The following is a 17,723-nucleotide window of genomic DNA, read 5'->3' on the forward strand; positions in this document are numbered from 1 at the left end:
TAAGATTAATAGTCTTTGTGTCGGGTTACATATTCAAAAATGAAGCTGCGTAAACTTTCAGCAGCCTGCAACTCTTCTTCTTTCCAGGGAAGTGAGATATTACGTACCGTTTGCTGCCACAGCTTAAAGGAGTGACGCGGATGGTAACTTTTGGCATCTGTTTCAAAGCGAATGGCCTCATCGGGATTGCCGCCCCAGTTAATGGTACGTATTACTTCCGGCCTGAACAGTATCATATATTCATCCTGCGCAATGTTTACCGGTATTACCAGTATACCGCTGGCTATGCCTGCATAGCCGGCAGCATGTTCATACACATCTGACAAATGGTTTTCACAAAAAACCTGATGCAGCTTTTTGGCGTTCAGCCATAGTACAATATCCTCCAGTTCACTACCGGCAGGTACCTGCCCTTTGGTACTCAATGAATTTCCCTCCACCAGTACAGCGCCGGTAGCATTAAAGAGATGGAGAATATCCTCTCCACTATCTTCAAAACCTTTGGCTATGCCACCACCATTATAAATATGCTCAACAAATAAAGATCGGCGGTTGTTGATTTGTGTAGTAAAAAACAACTGCTCGCGGTTAATGAGGGAATTTATTTTGGCAGAAATAACGTTGGAAAGCAATTCAAACACCGAACACTCCTGATAGCTCATGGGCTTGGCAGTACGGTGATGGCAGGCTATAAGCCCCCATAATTTTTCGTTGTGTATAATCCGGGTGGACATGGAAGCCGTTACCTTCATATTCTTCAGGTATTCCACATGCACTGCTGCAACGCCCCGCATGTTACAATCTGACAAATCTACAAAAGAGTCTGTTACCGGATTGATAACCGGATATAGTTTAACAGGTGTATAATCTCTGTCGGGTATAAAACGATAAGGATTTTTAAGATACAAAGCACGCGCCTGCTTAGGAATATCAGAAGCCGGGAAGGTAAAACCGAAGTACGATTCCATGCCTTCTTCCATTTCTTCTGCCAGCACGGTGCCATTCCAGTTATCATCAAACAGGTAAATCATTACCTTATCAAAGCCAGACAATTTTTTCAGTTCCCGCGCAGCTATGGTGCATACCTCCTGCGAGCTAACGGCCTGATCAATGGCAGCCATTGCATATTTTACCTCCTGGTATACATCTACAAAAGACATATCCCGCGCGTCAGGATTGTTTAACAACTCCAGTTCAATAACCAGATATGCTTCTTTATCGTGCACCAGCGCCAGTGCTTTCTTATTTCCAACGGAAAGCGAAACAGGTATTTTTTCCTTGATATTACCAGATAGCTTTCTGGTAAGTACATCAGCCGACAAAGCATCCAGCCAGTTATAGAGCGTTTGCTGCAGCAACTGCTCTACCGGCGTATCAAATAAATCCGCCGCATTTTCACTGGCCTGCACAATGTTGAGTGTATTTTTCTGCAACACCAACAGCACGCCGTAAGGCTGTACCAGATTGATATAATGAATAGGCAGACTACCGCAAAACTCTGAGTCGTAGTTCTTATGGTTGCTCATATAATTCTATCCATCTTTTAAAACTGGTAAAAGTATCATTTGCGGCCTGCACCACTTCTTTCTGTTCGTTGTCAGGCATCGTCTTATTCACTTGCTCTTTAAAAGCCATCCACATATCCATGGCTTTTTCGCCATATCCATTAAAAAAAAGCAGCGCATTATCTACCTCTTCTACACGCTTCTGTACCATGCCTGCTATTATTTTACCACCCAGCGTTGAGCCTTCCAACACATACATTGCACCAAGCGCCTGTGCGTAATTGTTTATTCCGGGCAGATCAGCACACAGCTTTTCCGGAGTGGACAGGGTATTGTTATTTAAAACTGCAATATCTTCTACCAGCAAAGAAGCTTTGCGTCTTTCCTGATATCCCGGCATTGTTTGTTCAGTTATATAGGCACCTATCCGCTCTTCCAGTGGCTGATAAAATCCATACATCATTTCCAGCAACCGGCGATAATCTCCCTGCGTCTGAATGGCTTTAATAGACGGAATCATCCGGCCTTCCAAATCTGTATGTGCTGTTTTGGTTTCACTTTTCAATACTTCTGTCAACATAATAAACAATGATTTTGAGGGCGGTACGGAGTACCCTTTATGCAGGATTGATGCTAAAATAACCTGATTATCATCCACTAACAAATTTTGAAATGACTATCTGCATCACGCCCCTAATCGGGCAAAATAATCCACACAAATGCCGGCTTAGTATGGTAACAGCAGGATTCAAACTCTTCAGGAACACTTTTTTACGCTGCATATAAAAGCTATTTTATGAAAACAACATCTGATGTAAGAACACTTACAAGAAAGCCATTACCAGACAACAGTAAATTGAATAATTTTTTTATTGATAGCCTGCAGGATATTTATTACGCCGAAGATCATCTGGTAGATGCATTGGAAAAACTGGCGGAAAAAGCAACTACAGAAAGCCTGAAAGCAGCCTTTGAAGAGCACCGCGCAGTTACAAAGGGGCAGATTAACCGTTTAGAACAGGTATTTGATAGTATAGGAGAGCAGCCGCAGAAAAAAACCTGTCACGCTATTGAAGGCATTATTAAAGAAGCAAAAGCAATTATTAAAGAAACAGATGCTGATACTATTACGCGCGATGCTGCCCTTATTATGGCTGCCCAGAAAGCAGAACACTACGAAATTGCCACTTACGGCACATTGGTGCCGCTGGCAAGGGTGTTGGGCCACCAAAAAGCCGCAATGTTGTTAGCAGAAACTTTACAGGAAGAAAAAGCTGCTGATGCAAGTCTTACCGATATAGCGGAAAGTTTTGTTAACGAAATGGCGGGCGAAGAGGCGGAAGACGAATAAAAACAGGCCCTCAAACGCATATACTTTAATGAGATATAACGAAATAAACGCTGATTACCAGTATATTACACCACATACAACTGAAATAAGGGACACCAGGGATTAGTTAGGGATGTGGAAAACTCATCAAAAAAAAGTTATCACATTTAATTTATTAAAATATATGAAAAAGGCGCTCTTCCGGAGTTTTTTATCAATTTAAAAACAAAAAACGAATTCACCCGTTACCTATTTCAAAAAAGGAGAGGCTTTATAAGGCAAAGGCAAATATTAAATTATTTACCATATAAGTAAAACTAAACCAATTGTGAGCATATTGTTAATTAGCGGAGAAGGTGTAGGAGGTTAGCGTTTAGGGTTGTAGCTTTGTGTAACAAAATAAGAAATAATTATCCTCTGGATATAAAAATATTCGAAGATTTTCTCATAAGCAGTTAGTTTTGGTTGCGGCCCCTGTTTCAACAGGGGCCAATTTATTACAATAATATCAATCTACCAATCTTAATTTCCCTTCACCGCTCCATTTTTCTGTATTATCTGTTTAAAATCAATGCAAAAGAAGTTTGCAACCTTGTTGCCGGAACAGGTTATGCGCATGAAAAACAAGCACCCTTTGGTTTTCAGAAGGGGTAAAAAGAGGAGAAAAGAGTACGGATTAAAAATGATTTTCGCCTATAAAGGGTTGTTACAAAATACGGCTTCACCTAACTGGTAAACAATACCCAATATTGGGTATTTGATGTACAAATACGTTTACAGGGTGTTTTACACCTTCCCTTCTGCGGGATAGGCCACACCAATCTGATTTTTGATAATATCTGCCAGTTCTGCCAGCAGCAGAGAGGTTTGGTAAGGCATTCTATCACACTCCGCCTGCCCGCTTTCCCATGTTTGCAGAAAAGCTTCTGTTTCATACTGAAATCCGCTACCCGGCCACTCACAGGGAATATCTGCAGTACTACCATCATTCCACTCTATGCTAATGCCCTTTGGCTTCTCATTCCATGGTTCATGAATAGTAATAGTGCCTTTACAACCACTGATAACCGCATCATTTTTTGTTTTAACAAGAATGGATGACTCCAGTAACGCATATTGCTGCTGCTTTTTCGACAACAGCACTACACTATGTTCATCAATACCTTTGGCAGACTTTCTGGCGCTGGCATGTACCTGATCTGGCCGGCCCATAAACAAAACACTGAGAAAAAGGGTATAGATACCCAGATCCAGCAAAGCGCCTCCGCCCAGTTCGGGATTATAATACCGGCTGTTTTCATCCTTTGGCGCCCGATAACTCATAGAGGCTTTTATAGATATAACATCTCCTATATCCCCCTCTTCTACCAGATGAATCAGTTTTGAAAAACTGGGCAGATAACGCACCCACATGCCTTCCATCAGCAATGTCTGGTATTGCTGCGCAAGATGAATCAGTTCCTGTGTTTGCGGATAGCTGATGGTTAAAGGCTTTTCGCACAATACCGGTATTTTATGCTTAAGGCAGATAGCCGCATATTTATAATGATAAGAATGTGGCGTTGCTATATATACAGCCTGTACCCCGGAATGAGTTACAAACGCATCTATATCGGTAAAAACTTCCGCGCCCGCATGCTTTCCGGCGAACTCTTCCGCACTTTCTTTCCTATGGCTATATATGGCCTTAACAAAGCAATGGTGGGTGTTGATCCACTGAAAATCTGCCACAAACTGACTGGCAATGCCTCCCGGCCCTATTATGCCCCAGGCAAACTTTTTCATAACAGGCGTTTTATTAAAAGAATCAGGCGGAAACATCACTGGTATCAACCGGATGCGGATCTGGCTCCAGTTGGTCCAACTGCTGAATTTCTTCTGTTTTATCAGCCTTGTCTTTTTCACCAGCCAGATAGGTATGTAGCCAGAGATTCAGTGCATCCAGCGTTTCAGCCGAACTTAACTTCTCATTCCAGGAGGCAATAATTTCCGGCAGATCATTCTCTTCAGGCAGAATGGCTCTGGTAATTTTAACCAGAGCACTTTTGATGTCTTCAAAATGAGACGAAACTGCTGTTTGTGTTACACTCATACACTGTGCTTTACGGTTAACAAATAGGTTGCAATAATAGAAGCAACACAATAGTCGTGCAAAACTTACAGTCAGCTTTCCGCCGCATGCAGCATCGTACATACAACATTCCGGTAACCTGTGCGGCATACTTATCTGCCCACAAAGACTACCGGAATGTTGTATTTTTTAACCAATTTGCTTACACCGCCTGGTACAACGCCATTCTATTCATAAGATGGTTGTTTAATGCGGATGGCAGAAGCGTTTGACAATGGCTTGCTTTGCTTACGATATCCTGCATTTACCAGAAACACGCCCGCAAGGGTTAATACAAAAGCCAGTAATGTATATACCGTTATAGCTTCTTTTAATATAACAAAGCCCAGAATGATGGCTACCAGCGGATTGATATAAGCATACAAGGTTACCACCCCAACCGGTAAACGTGATAATGCGTAATGAAAGCATACAAACGCTGTAATAGAACCAAACAGAATAAGGTAACTGATGGCACCTGCAGAAGCCAGCGGCACGCCATGTATAGCACCCCAGTCTTCTATTACATAACTGGCCAGTATTAGCACAGCGCCTCCTGAAAACAGTTGCATGGCTACATTCATATATACATCGTTGTATTCTGATTGCTTTTGCTTAGAGTAGAGGGAACCTAAGGCCCAGAACAAACAAGACAACAAACATATTATTATACCGCCCAGATATTGTGTACTGCCCAGGTAAGCCAGATTGTCTTTAAATATCAGCAACAACCCTGAAAGCCCCAGCAGTAAACCAAATGCTATTTTATAATTCATCCGCTCGCTTTTACCGGTAATGAGATTGATTACCACCACATACACAGGCATCATGGCACAGATAAGCGCCGCCAGCCCGCTGGGAATATACTTTACCGCCCAGCCCACAATACCATTGCCCAGTGTTACCATAAATAAGCCCGGTAGCAGCTGGGCTTTAAAAGCACGCAGATTGGGCATCTTACTCTTTCGGATAAGACAAAAGGAACCCAGTAACAGCCCTGCTATCAGATGGCGGCAACCCATAAAAAGCAGTGCCGGAAAGCCTTTTACGCCTATACGTGCTGCCAGAAAAGTGGTACCCCAGATAATACAGATAGCCAGCAATGCCCAGTAGGCTTTTCTGTTTTCTCCATTCATATTCGCGTGGTTTAACTGTAAACAATACTCAAAATAAAAGAGAATTCAGAGATGAAAACAGATGCAGATTTCTTAATTTCAACCATAACAGATTAGCCACAACTATGGAGCATACAGATACATCTGAGCACTTTTTATACCTGCGGATAGCAGAAAGGCTGCAAACACAAATTGAAAAACAGGTACTTAAAACCGGCGACAAACTACCTTCCGTAAGAACACTGAGTAAGGAGCAGGGTGTAAGTCTTACCACCGCTTTTCAGGCTTACAGCGAGCTGGAGATAAAGGGGCTGATAGAAGCGCGGCCAAAATCGGGCTACTATGTGCGGTTTACGCCATCTCAGTTTCCGAGGCTGATGGCCAAGCATCAGCATGAGAAGCCTAAAAAAGTGAGCGTTGAATCTGTAGCCACCCTGGTATACCAGAAGATGCGGCAGCAGGGCGTTACCAAATTTTCACTGGCCGTACCTTCTATTGATCTTCTGCCCGAAGCAAAGCTGAACAAGTCTATGATAGAAGCCATACGCAAACACCCCACCAGCTGCCTGGAGTACGAAGACACGCAGGGCAATGCCACGCTGCGCCAGCAACTGGCACGGCACACCTACAGCTGGGGCGGGCAGTATACGGCAGATGACATTGTAACCACACAAGGCTGCATGGAGGCGTTGGTATTTTGCCTGAAAGCAGTAACACAACCTGGTGATACCGTAGCTATTGAAACACCTACTTACTTTGGCATTTTCAATGTATTACAAAGCCTGGGGCTGAAAGCCATTGAGGTGCCGGTAGACCCGGCCACCGGACTGGACCTGGAATACCTGCAAAAAGCACTGAGAACTGTACATATTAAAGCCTGCCTGTTTGTTACCAGCTTTAACAACCCAACCGGATGCGACATGCCGCCGGAACGCAAGAAACAACTGGTACAAATGCTGGCAGAGAAAGAGATTCCACTGATTGAAGATGACATTTATGGCGAGATGTACTTTGGAAAAGCAAGGCCGGTGCCCTGTAAAGCTTTTGACACAAAGGGGCTGATACTGCTATGTTCCTCCATGTCTAAAAGTCTGGCACCTGGCTACCGGGTAGGCTGGTGCATGCCCGGTCCTTTTCTGGATAAGGTGCTGCACCTGAAACTAATGAGTACTGTATCTTCTGCCACCCCTACGCAGGCAGCCATTGCCCACTTTCTGGAAACAGGCCGGTACGATCTGCATATGCGCAACCTCCGGAAGGCCCTGCATACACAATGCCTGCTGTATACACAGGCAATAGCAAGGTACTTTCCCAACGACACCAAAGTGTCGCGTCCTGCAGGTGGCTTTGTATTATGGATTGAAATGAATGAAGCAGTGGACGCGATGGAACTGTTTCATGAAGCTATTGAGCATGGCGTTAGTATTGCGCCTGGGCACCTTTTCAGTGCAGACGGACGCTTCAGCCATCATATCCGCATTGGCTTTGGCACTACGTTTAACGATAGTATTGACAAAAGCCTGAAAACACTGGGGCAGTTGATTAAAAAAAGAATACAAAAAAGCCCCTCTGCTTAAAACAGAAGGGCTTTGCTATAATAGTTGCAATACAATTAAAACTTATAAGTAATACCCGCTCTGAAGTTACGGCCAGCTTCTGCCTGCCAGTAGTAAAGCTTGTAAAAGGCATAGTAAGTGCCACTATACAAATACTTATCCAGGAGATTAAACACATTGACATTGATGCCAATCTTGTTCTTTTCCCAGCTTAAACCAGCATCCAGCTTAAAGTAATCAGGCAGATCCTGACCACCATTATCGGCACCAGAATACCAGGTAGTACGATCAACCAGATAGGTAAAGCCGCCGGAAACACCGAAGCCTTTTAACACACCTTGCTGAGCCCTGTAAGTTAACCAGCCATTAGCTGTATGCTTTGCATAGCCAGGTACCAAAGCGCCATTTTTTACAGATTCTCCCTTTTCATTTTTAGAAACTCTGGAATCTGTATAGGCGTAGTTTCCGATAAAGTTCAGACCACGCACCAATTCGCCACGGATATCCAGCTCAACCCCCTTTGTTCTCGTTTGTCCCAGTTGAAGCACATAAGAATTACCAGGAGTACTGGCAGGGTCAGCAGCGGTCTGGTTATTCTTGATAATACGGTACACAGACAAACCGGAAGTCCACTTTCCATTGAACCAATCTCTTTTTACACCCAGCTCCATATTATTTCCGGTAAGAGGAAGTAATCCCTTTCCATCGCGGCGCATGCCGCTCTGAGGAATAAAGCTTTGATCGTACAAGGCGTATACAGCGGTAGCATTATCTACAGAATAGCTAACTCCTATACGTGGCGTAAAGCGCTTGGCCTTCATCGGTTCAGGCACATAATATTCAATATTCTGTGCAGAAGTATAACGTCCTGCAAGTGTAACCCTTAGCTTATTATCAAAAAAGCCCAGTTCATCCTGAAAATATACACCTGTGTAAGATAGTGCTACGTGACCCGTTGAAGAGGCACGCTCACGAACACTTTTGCTTCTGTCAAAAGTACCTACACCTGCAGTTGGAGCCTGAGTTAGGGGATTATAAATATTGAAACGCTTACCATCCTGATTCAAATCCAGATCATAAAACTGATTCCAGTCTCCTACATAATCTCTGTTACCCAAATCCAGCCCTGTTAATATACGATGGCGAACAACACCTGTTTTTACATCCCCATTCAGAAAAATCTGGCCATATTTGTTTTCACGCGCTGCATCCGCAATAGTTACACGGCGAACCACATCACCATTGCTATATACTATAGGGTTCCAGCTTGCATCAGAAGCAAACCACATAGAACCACCCACCTCACTGTAGTTGAAATAAGAAGCCTGAGCAGTTAATTTCCAATGCTCATCAATATTGTGTTGCAGATTTACTGTAAAGCTTTCATCTTTTATTTTATTCGGCTCCATGTCTGGAACCAGCATACTTGCTTCCCTGCCCACTTTAGCATAACCATCTGTGGCAAACATATAATAAGAACCGATGTTCGAGCTTTTTACGTTTTGATAAACATACTCTGCTGTGATAGTGGTGTTGTCGTCTATTTTGTAGGAAAGTACAGGAGCTATGCTATACCTGTTATTGAACTCGTATTTTCTGAACGAGTTCTTTGTCTGTCCTGCTACGTTCAGACGATACAACAAGCGGCCTGCTTTATCCAATTTTCCATCCAGATCCAATGTGCTGCGGAACAGATCGTAACTACCCATCATAATGCTGGCTTCGCCTTTGGTTACGCCAGTGGGCTTTTTGGTTACTACGTTATATAAACCCGAAGGTTCACCGTTGGACATCATAAAACCTGCAGGTCCTTTCACAAATTCGATATGATCTACATAACTCATATCTTCCGTTAAAGGTCCCCAGTTATCGGTAATATTCATACCATTGCGAAACGCACTGGCACGGGCCCCTCTCATTACAATATTTGCATACTGATCTCCCCAATGCTCAATACGCATAGCGCCACTGACATTACGGGTAATACCGTCATTCATGCTGATCACTTGCTGATCGGCAAGTGCCTTACCGGTAATTACCTGAATGTTCTGCGGAGCTTCCAGCAAAGATTCATTGATACGCAGTGTTGAAGACGGGTTGTTTTCTTTATAGCCGTTTTTAACTGCCCTTACCGTTACTTCATCAATCTGTGCCTGAGATATATTCAGCTGAATTTCAACATTGGAAGTTTTCTTTTCGTCTACAGTTACGCTTTTTATAACATCTTCATACCCTACAAAAGAAGCTTCCAGTTCATAATTTCCGGGCTTAACATTTCTCAGCACAAAGGTGCCGTCTTCGCCGGTAAGCGCTGTTTTGCCCGTTCCTTTTAAGCGAACGGTTACTGCCGCTACAGGTTTGCCTTCGTGAGATACAATTTTACCATTTACTGTTCCGTTGTCTTTGTCCGCCTCACGACCAAAGAGGAAAGTGGCCGAGAGAATTGCCAGGAAAAACGGCAATACCGCGAGTGCGAGTTTTTTAATCATGCTAGTCTATTGAATTTCAGTAGAACCGCTTCTATTTCTTAAAGAAATGCAAAAATCGATTCCGGGCGCAAATGTCAGCCGCGCACATACCTTTACCTTACTTATTAGGGAAAACACTTTACGCAAAGCGGAAAAAGACAATGCACAAACATTGTTTAATTTGTAATTGCTTCTCTATCAGGCTGCCATTCACTTTCGCAGAGAAAAATACATGGCCACAAAAAGCTTCTTTTTCCCAATCTTAAAAAGCATTGAACTTTTTTTTCCATTTTACCCAACCCTTTTGCTTCAACCGGGGGTATTGTAGAAAAACAAACAACTATGAAGCAATTTTTGAAATTCCCTGTTCTTGCATTTACAGTTATTATTCTGGCAACAATGGTTAGCTGTAGTTCCAAAGACAAAGAAACAACCCCACCCCTTACCGATGTAAAAACGCTACTGATGGCTAAAAACTGGCAGGTAAATGAGGTAGCTGAGTGGAACGGCACAGATAAAACAGTGGTTTATAAACGCGGCGCCACCAATAATGAAGATGATTATAGCGCTGTACGCCAGCAATATAAAGCAGATGGTACTATAGCATATACCGACGAGGACGGCGAAACCGGATCAGACGGACGTTACGAATTACTGGACAATAACACAAAAATGAAACTAAGTGTACCTTCTGTGGGAATGTCTGTAACAGTAAATTCCCTAAAAGTAACAAGTAACGAATTTTCGTACCGGCTGGGCACCGGTGCGGCCTATCTGCAACTTACCTTTGGCCCTGCGCAATAACCTTGTTATATGAAGCAAATTTATTTACTTACCTGCCTTATAGCCTTTTATACTGCATTGGCCGCCCAAACACCGGCCAATGCATACCTGTCGCTACAGCCTTATGAAATAAAAGGGCACAATAACCCGCTTAAACTAAATATCACTTTTGGTAATTACAAAACCCGGTATATAAAACGCTCACTGGGATCGATATTTAATTTCGGGCGCGTTTCCTTTGAAAACATACTGCTGGATATGGCAGGAGTACCCGATTATGTACAGGGCACTAATCAACGCAACAAAGACATATTCAGCTTTGACCTTACAGAAAACGGTGAAGCCATAAGCAATACCCGCTGCCGGGCTATTCTGCATCAGAACGAAAGAGTACGCCTGCTGCTGCCCTCAGACTCCTCCTTCTTCAGCATAAATAACGTAGATTTTTTGCAGGCGGTAATTATGCTCCATAACGATAGCAGTCAGGTTTGGCAAATGGCTGCCTCTAACCTCAACGGCAGTATGAATGAGCCACAGAAGGGCCTGCTGCGCCACGATACTACCAGCATTGTATTTGAAAAAACCACCATGCTGCTACGGGAAAAAGCCGTTGACAGAACAGATGTAAGCAGCCTGCTGGCTACCATGAACATGGTATACAGCTTTACATTAAACAATAAGGTAATAGCAGCAGTGAGTTATAAAGACACGGAAAAGCGTTTCTGGCTGCATGAAAAAACAGATCCGAAACTGGCGCAGGTAATAGCCAGCGCTGCTATGGTATTAACTCTAAGACGACAACTTTATCAATAATACAATGAAAAGAATTATATACATATCCACACTGTTTGTTATTGTACTTACTTCCTGCACTACTGTTAAACTGGCTGTTCCGGAACAATTCAGCTCGCAGTCAACCTCTATGCATGTAAAAGGGCTTAACGGCTGGATGGTGAACCAGAAACTAAGCTTTGGCAACTACTACACTTCAGCTGTTAAAAGAGGCTGGAATGTATCTTCTACAGGTACTGACCGCCCCTCCGGCGTAACAACGGAAGATCGCTTATTAAAGATGTTTAATGTAGAAAAAAGCAATGTAACCCTGAATCAGAAGAATAAATACCAGTTTACGGTGCAGGATGGCAATCAATCTGCAGAGGTTTTTTGTATAGAAAAAGTTACCAAAGAACAGTTGGTTGTTAAAACCAACACCTGGTGGGGCGATACACATCAGACAAAAAACTACCAATATTCATTTTCTGCAGCCATTTTACCATTGAAAGTAAAAGAGGATGCACCCTGGCAGCTGGTTTTGTATAATAACTATGACCGGAATAAAGACACTGCACATCACTTTTTCGATCTTCCTTATCTGGAAGAAGAAGGTTATATAACCAACGGTACCGAAACCATACATATAAAGCCATTGCGCATACAGCAGTTTGTACGGAAAGATGGAAGAGAAGCAAAATTTCCGGTAAGGATGATGTCGGGCTACGAACTGCGGATTGATGACGGCGTAGTGGGCATTATAGACAGCTTTGACAACAACATATGGATGTATAACGAACTGGATAGCGACACCAAACTATTACTGGCGGCCGTATCTTCTGCACTGATGCTGCGGAAAATACAGGACACCATTCATTAATGCAGGAAACACCTACCATACCAGATTTAATAGAAGGCTGCAAACTTAACGACAGGAAAGCACAGGAATTGCTGTACAGGCATTTCTATGCTTTTGCCATGACTATTGCCATGCGTTACTCGCGTGACGAGGCAGATGCTGCCGACATTATGAGCCTGGCTTTTGTAAAGGTGTTTAAAGGTATTCACTCGTTCGATAGCAGTAAAGGTTCTTTACATGCCTGGGTTAAACGCATTGTTATTAATGAAGCGCTGGACCATATTAAAAGCAGACACCGGTTTGTTTCGCAGGAGGAGCTGGCAGCAGCAGTGGAAGAAGCACAAGTAGATAACAGCGCTATAGACAAATTAAATGCTGCCCAGGTAATGACCATGATTCAGCAATTACCACCCGCTACCCATGCCGTGTTTGTACTATATGCCATTGATGGTTACAATCACCGGGAAATTGCCGGCAGGCTGGGCATAAGCGAAGGCACCAGCAAATGGCATCTGAGTGAGGCACGCAAAGTATTACAAAAGAAGTTAACTACACTTCATACATGAATGAACAACCTTTATACGAACAACAGATAGCCTCCAAACTGGAGCAGCTGCCCGTGCCAGATATGGCCGATGCTATCTGGCTGCGTATAAAGGATCAACTGGATGCAGACATGCCAACAGGCGGGCATACCCCACCACCACCGCCATCTCCCCGCAGCACAGGCCGCGGAAAGCTGGGTCTTCTCAGTGTTATCATAGTATCCCTTGTGCTTATTTATCTTATTACACCTAAAAAACAAAAGCATTCTCCCGCGCGGCACCGTACACCCGCAGACACATCATCCCTATTCATTGCGCCCACAGTTCCGCCTCCTGGCCAACAGTTGCCAGAAAAAAGAAAAGAACCCGTGCGCAGTTTACCCGCGCAACGGCACGACACTGCGGCTTCCGTTCTTCCCACTATTACTACTCCTGTGCAGCAGGATAGTATCGTTATTACTCCACCCGTTATACCGCCAGTTGTAATACCCCCCGCTGCAGCACCTGTAAAAAAAGATTCGCTCCCGCCTAAGAAAAAGCCAAGGGGAGTACAGGGCATCAGCGACAGCAGTTATAAAATTGTTCCTAAAAACAATACAAATGCCGGGTAATGCAAATACAACATGGCTGCGGATAAAACATACCTGATAATCCCCTGTTTGTACAACAGCCGGTAGGATATGCATGCTGAACTTTGAGGAATCAAAAACCAAAGAAGTATGGAAACGCTGATAGGCATTTCGCAGGAACACCTGCACGAAGTAACGGCTTTAATGAACGGCATACTGGCCGATGAAGCTGTACTGTATTTTAAAACCCGAAACGCGCATTGGAATGTAGAAGGACCGGATTTTCACAGCAAACACCTGTTCTTTGAATCGCAGTACGAACAACTGGACGACATTATGGACAGCGTAGCAGAACGCATCCGCTCACTGGGCCACTATGCTCCCGCTACCCTGCATTCACTGGTTCAGCTGACACACCTGAGTGAGCAAAGCCGCGAAAAAAATGACGCCACCGGCTTTATAACCGGACTGCTGCACGATCATCAGAGCCTGATTATACGTCTGCGTGAACTGATTACCATTTTTGCAGAAAAATACAAAGATCTGGGCACCAGCGATTATGTAACCGGCCTTATGGAAACACATGAAAAAATGGCCTGGATGCTGCGTGCGCATTTACGTTAAAGATACCTGAGGGTTTCGCTATCTCCTATGCAGACAGCGAAACCACTTTTACCTTATGGATGCTGTGCGTACACCACAATAGAAGCTTTTGCCAGCGCCAGCGCATTCAGATGAAAGCCTACCAATGCCCCGCTGGTTGCCACCGTAGCATCTACCTTACTCTTTAACGCATAAACAGTTATCAGATACTGATGCGGCGCACCGGGTGGCGGAGCAGGGCCTCCATAACCCACACTGCCATAATCCGTAATACTTTGTATCGCACCGGCAGGCATCAGCTTTCCTGATGCATCACCTGCTCCTGATACCAGTTCATGTACGCTGGCAGGTATGTTAAATACCACCCAATGCCAGAACCCGCTACCTGTAGGCGCATCCTTATCATACATAGTCACCGCAAAACTTTGCGTACCAGCTGGTGCATTTTCCCATGCTAACTGAGGCGATACATTTTCCCCGGAATAACCAAATGCATTAAACATGTGCCTGTTGGTAAACTGCCCACCCACTTCTTTACTTTTCAATGTAAAAGTCTGCGCCCTGCCGGCAGTCAGCAAAACCGTTGCCAGCAACAACATCATCATCTGTTTCATTTGCTTGTATTTAGAATGTAAAAGTAGCAGGTACGCCAGCCCTGCTTTCAGAGGCAGCCGTTCAAATACTGTCGATAATCGTTCAAATGCTCAGCAACCTGGCAGGCCTGTGTTAACTTTACCTTCTATTCAGTTACAACGTGAGTACCATACACATACCAGGCGATTTATCCGGTAATATGCCCGAAGAGCCGATCAACGGCGTGCGCATTGTCAATTATCATTCAAAAGCCAATGAAATTGTACGCAGCCGTATTATACTGCAATACCATTTATTCAGCTTACTGGTAGAAGGCCAAAAGTCTGTGCACACCCCACACAGCCATATTCAGATTGCAGATGACCATTTTCTGCTGCTGACATCCGGCCATTATCTGATGACAGAAAAAACCATTTCCCCGCAAGGAAACTATCAAAGCATATTATTATTCTTTACACAAGAAGCGCTATCATCTTTCTTTCATAAATATCCCGACCTGTTACTAACCACTTCAACCCAACAAGCCAATGGGTGTGTGCAAGCTTTTGCCAAAGACGATTTTTTAAAAGGCTTTATACAATCGCTCAGCCTTATGACAGCTGATGGCTATAAAATACCTGCTGCGTTACAGGCACTTAAGCTGGAAGAATTATTACTTTATCTGGCACACAAGCATCCCGCACAACTTGCGGGCTTACGGGCGCTGGCAAAACACTCCTGCGAAACAGACCAGGCACTCAAAAACCTTGTGGAAAGCCATATTGAAAGCAACATTACTATGGAAGAGCTTGCATTTTTAAGTAACATCAGCTTTTCTACCTTTAAAAGAAGATTTTTGAAGCTTTATGGCATGCCACCAAGCAAATGGTTTTTACAAAAGAAGATGGAACACGCTGCCGCTCTGCTACGCCTGGGAAAAGAAAAGCCCGGAGAAATCTGTTATAAAATCGGATATGAAAACCACTCCAGTTTTTCTTATTCTTTCAAGCAGATGTATGGCGTTACACCCAAAGAGTACAGCAACAGACATATGTAAAAGCCCCGGCTTTGGCCCCATCTTAACCAATACTTCCTGTAAATTATCCGGTAGCAGCAATGGCGGTTTATACCCGCGCAATTTGTATTAGATTAACAGGTATATACCATTTACTATGCTTTTGATTAATCGACTTTGCGCAACCATGGCCCTTACACTGCTTGTACACAAAGCGGGCTTATCACAAACCGGCTCTGGTACCGACAACATCAGTAATAAAACCAACGGCGGTAAAGAGCTCTATCTTCCCGCCAAAGTATGGCAGGTTCCGGATAACAATAATTATAACGACACTTCCAGCACCTACTGCTACCAGCGCATGGTAAGCTCTGATAACATTGCACTGTTTTGGGCAAAAGCATTTGGTACACGGCCTGAACAAAACCCTGATACATTAAAACGGTTTGAGGTACAAACTGCACTGGCAGAGTGTGAGCGATATTATCAGTATTATGTGGATACACTGCAGTTTCTAAAAAAAGGACATTCGGTAAGCGACAAATACAAAATTCTTATTTACGTTACCGATAGTAAAGAAGGGACTGCATATGGCGGGGGAGTAGAGGATAAAATAGGTATTTTATGGACGCCCGCGGCCAGAATACATAAAGCGCCTTACGGCGCACTGGCACATGAACTGGGGCACAGTTTTCAATATCTGGTACATGCAGATAGCGCATGGGGTTATACTTCTGCACCTGAAGGTAGCCACGGCCAAACCATTTTTGAAATGACCTCACAATACATGCTGTGGCAGGTATACCCAGAGTGGATGACGTTCGAGAACTACCATCTCAAAAGTTATCTGCAAAAAACACATTACGCCTTTCTGCACGAAACAAATCAGTATCACTCCCCCTATGTATTGGAATACTGGTCGGAAAAGCACGGCAAAACATTTATAGGCAGGTTATGGCAGGAAGCAGTAGCAGGCGAAGACCCGGTGATGACTTACCAGCGCCTTACACACATTAACCAGCATACATTTAACGATGAAATGTTTGATGCCGCCCGCCGGTTTATAACCTGGGATATGAAACGCATAGAAGGAGTAGCCAATCGCTACGCCAATCAACACAGTACCCGTTTCGATACTACCCGGGATGGATGGCTGCGCATAAAGCGCACGCAATGCCCGCAAAACTATGGATATAATGGCATTGCACTTACCGTACCACCTGCCGGCAGCAAAGTGCAGCTTCGTTTTAAGGGTATTACAAAGGATACAGGGTTTAATATTCTCCGGGCAGATAAAGCAGGCTGGCGTTATGGCTTTGTAGCGGTACTGAAAAACGGCAGCCGTATATATGCAGATATAAATAGCAATAACAATGGCAAAGCAAGCTTTACCATTCCGGAAAATACTCAACACTTATGGTTGGTGGTAAGTGGTGCGCCAAAAGAGCATTGGCAGCACCTTACAGATGGGAAGAACGAAAACGATGAACAGTGGCCGTATCAGATACAATTATCAGGAACTGCTTTGCAATTGTAAAATAAGGCTGAAGTATTACTTGTTATATTGGGATACTGCAATCATCTGCAGCAGGCAGATATATTAATAGAAAAAGCCACTCCAATGAGTGGCTTTTTCAGTAGCTCCCGAAACAGGACTTGAACCTGTGACCCTCTGATTAACAGTCAGATGCTCTAACCAACTGAGCTATTCGGGAGTGTTTTTTAAAGTAACGGCTGCAAAGCTAAGCATCCAGTTTTTAAAAAGAGCATAATTCATAACTTTTTTAACTGTTGCAGAATATTATTTTGCGTAGCCTCAGTTACATACAAATATCCCTAAAACAAAACCGCCTCACTGTTTGCAGTAAGGCGGTTTAAATAAATATGGCAACTACCTACTCTCCCGCATTGCTTTGCAGTA

General features: G+C 43.7%; 17 protein-coding genes and 1 tRNA gene. 10 read left to right on the forward strand and 8 right to left on the reverse strand.

Features of this window, described 5'->3' with window-relative positions; genetic code table 11:
• Window positions 1-5 precede the first annotated feature (5 nt).
• A complete protein-coding gene (locus tag IEY13_RS23575; protein ID WP_188956874.1) occupies window positions 6-1,526 on the reverse strand; it encodes a GAF domain-containing protein in 1,521 nt (506 codons plus the stop codon).
• Entirely contained in the window at window positions 1,513-2,085 is a 573-nt protein-coding gene (locus IEY13_RS23580; RefSeq protein ID WP_188956876.1) for a biliverdin-producing heme oxygenase, read from the reverse strand. Before IEY13_RS23580 ends, IEY13_RS23575 begins: the two co-directional genes overlap by 14 nt.
• A 216-nt stretch (window positions 2,086-2,301) precedes the next feature.
• On the opposite strand from IEY13_RS23580, the gene IEY13_RS23585 reads away from it, so the two are divergent.
• On the forward strand, window positions 2,302-2,856 hold the full coding sequence (locus IEY13_RS23585) for a YciE/YciF ferroxidase family protein (RefSeq protein WP_188956878.1): 555 nt from the start codon (window positions 2,302-2,304) through the stop codon (window positions 2,854-2,856).
• 765 nt (window positions 2,857-3,621) lie between these two features.
• Here IEY13_RS23585 and IEY13_RS23590 read toward each other — a convergent pair.
• The 3 genes from IEY13_RS23590 to IEY13_RS23600 form a co-directional block, all read right to left on the reverse strand.
• Window positions 3,622-4,620, reverse strand: a complete 999-nt coding sequence (locus IEY13_RS23590; protein WP_188956880.1) for a Gfo/Idh/MocA family protein — start codon at window positions 4,618-4,620, stop codon at window positions 3,622-3,624.
• A 22-nt stretch (window positions 4,621-4,642) separates the two neighbouring features.
• Window positions 4,643-4,927: a hypothetical protein gene (locus tag IEY13_RS23595; RefSeq protein ID WP_188956882.1), complete on the reverse strand. Its 285-nt coding sequence runs from the start codon at window positions 4,925-4,927 to the stop codon at window positions 4,643-4,645.
• A 206-nt stretch (window positions 4,928-5,133) separates the two neighbouring features.
• The gene (locus tag IEY13_RS23600) at window positions 5,134-6,081 is read right to left on the reverse strand and encodes a DMT family transporter (protein WP_188956884.1); all 948 of its coding nucleotides are present in this window, start codon (window positions 6,079-6,081) and stop codon (window positions 5,134-5,136) included.
• A gap of 104 nt (window positions 6,082-6,185) precedes the next feature.
• Between IEY13_RS23600 and IEY13_RS23605 the strand changes: the two genes are divergently transcribed.
• On the forward strand, window positions 6,186-7,637 hold the full coding sequence (locus IEY13_RS23605) for an aminotransferase-like domain-containing protein (protein WP_188956886.1): 1,452 nt from the start codon (window positions 6,186-6,188) through the stop codon (window positions 7,635-7,637).
• Between the two features lie 35 nt (window positions 7,638-7,672).
• On the opposite strand, the gene IEY13_RS23610 is transcribed toward IEY13_RS23605, so the two are convergent.
• Window positions 7,673-10,105 (reverse strand): TonB-dependent receptor, encoded by a 2,433-nt coding sequence (locus tag IEY13_RS23610; RefSeq protein WP_188956888.1) that lies wholly within the window; start codon window positions 10,103-10,105, stop codon window positions 7,673-7,675.
• A 321-nt stretch (window positions 10,106-10,426) separates the two neighbouring features.
• On the opposite strand from IEY13_RS23610, the gene IEY13_RS23615 reads away from it, so the two are divergent.
• From IEY13_RS23615 to IEY13_RS23640, 6 genes are all read left to right on the forward strand, one after another.
• Window positions 10,427-10,888, forward strand: a complete 462-nt coding sequence (locus IEY13_RS23615) for a hypothetical protein (RefSeq protein ID WP_188956890.1) — start codon at window positions 10,427-10,429, stop codon at window positions 10,886-10,888.
• 9 nt (window positions 10,889-10,897) lie between these two features.
• The gene (locus tag IEY13_RS23620; protein ID WP_188956891.1) at window positions 10,898-11,680 is read left to right on the forward strand and encodes a hypothetical protein; all 783 of its coding nucleotides are present in this window, start codon (window positions 10,898-10,900) and stop codon (window positions 11,678-11,680) included.
• A 4-nt stretch (window positions 11,681-11,684) separates the two neighbouring features.
• On the forward strand, window positions 11,685-12,518 hold the full coding sequence (locus IEY13_RS23625; protein WP_188956893.1) for a hypothetical protein: 834 nt from the start codon (window positions 11,685-11,687) through the stop codon (window positions 12,516-12,518).
• A complete protein-coding gene (locus IEY13_RS23630) occupies window positions 12,518-13,063 on the forward strand; it encodes an RNA polymerase sigma factor (protein WP_188956896.1) in 546 nt (181 codons plus the stop codon). The genes IEY13_RS23625 and IEY13_RS23630 overlap by 1 nt, the downstream gene beginning before the upstream one ends.
• A complete protein-coding gene (locus IEY13_RS23635) occupies window positions 13,060-13,653 on the forward strand; it encodes a hypothetical protein (RefSeq protein WP_188956898.1) in 594 nt (197 codons plus the stop codon). Before IEY13_RS23630 ends, IEY13_RS23635 begins: the two co-directional genes overlap by 4 nt.
• Before the next feature lie 108 nt (window positions 13,654-13,761).
• On the forward strand, window positions 13,762-14,235 hold the full coding sequence (locus IEY13_RS23640; RefSeq protein ID WP_188956899.1) for a Dps family protein: 474 nt from the start codon (window positions 13,762-13,764) through the stop codon (window positions 14,233-14,235).
• A gap of 53 nt (window positions 14,236-14,288) precedes the next feature.
• On the opposite strand, the gene IEY13_RS23645 is transcribed toward IEY13_RS23640, so the two are convergent.
• Window positions 14,289-14,828 carry a YbhB/YbcL family Raf kinase inhibitor-like protein gene (locus IEY13_RS23645; protein WP_188956901.1) on the reverse strand — a complete coding sequence of 180 codons (540 nt, stop codon included), beginning with the start codon at window positions 14,826-14,828 and terminating at the stop codon, window positions 14,289-14,291.
• Between the two features lie 140 nt (window positions 14,829-14,968).
• On the opposite strand from IEY13_RS23645, the gene IEY13_RS23650 reads away from it, so the two are divergent.
• Both IEY13_RS23650 and IEY13_RS23655 read left to right on the forward strand, forming a co-directional pair.
• Window positions 14,969-15,844, forward strand: coding sequence for a helix-turn-helix transcriptional regulator (locus IEY13_RS23650; RefSeq protein ID WP_188956903.1), 876 nt, complete (start codon window positions 14,969-14,971; stop codon window positions 15,842-15,844).
• A 115-nt stretch (window positions 15,845-15,959) separates the two neighbouring features.
• Complete coding sequence (locus IEY13_RS23655) at window positions 15,960-17,339, forward strand: DUF6055 domain-containing protein (protein ID WP_188956905.1); 1,380 nt, start codon at window positions 15,960-15,962, stop codon at window positions 17,337-17,339.
• A 104-nt stretch (window positions 17,340-17,443) separates the two neighbouring features.
• On the opposite strand, the gene IEY13_RS23660 is transcribed toward IEY13_RS23655, so the two are convergent.
• A tRNA-Asn gene (locus tag IEY13_RS23660) sits at window positions 17,444-17,517 on the reverse strand.
• Window positions 17,518-17,723: the final 206 nt, after the last annotated feature.

It is taken from the genome of Filimonas zeae, assembly GCF_014641615.1.
GTDB lineage: Bacteria > Bacteroidota > Bacteroidia > Chitinophagales > Chitinophagaceae > Filimonas > Filimonas zeae.